At 41.0% G+C, this 217-nt stretch carries 1 rRNA gene; it reads right to left on the bottom strand.

Annotated features, from left to right (window positions below):
* Positions 1-93, bottom strand: a 16S ribosomal RNA gene (locus FC96_RS12640); the annotation flags it as partial.
* Positions 94-217: the final 124 nt, after the last annotated feature.

Here is a 217-nt window from a genome sequence, read left to right as displayed (position 1 = left end):
GCAAGCACTTCAATTCAACGGGATGCGTTCGACTTGCATGTATTAGGCACGCCGCCAGCGTTCGTCCTGAGCCAGGATCAAACTCTCATTTTAAAAGTTTGTGACTCATTAATATTACTAGCGAAATTGACTTCGCAAATTACATTTGATATCAACCGAAGTTGATATGCCCTGCACATTTGTGAAACGAAACTTTGTTCAGTTTTCAAAGGTCTAC

The sequence above is a fragment of the Secundilactobacillus kimchicus JCM 15530 genome, from assembly GCF_001433995.1.
Lineage (GTDB): Bacteria > Bacillota > Bacilli > Lactobacillales > Lactobacillaceae > Secundilactobacillus > Secundilactobacillus kimchicus.
This window is presented reverse-complemented; position numbering and strand designations above follow the sequence as displayed.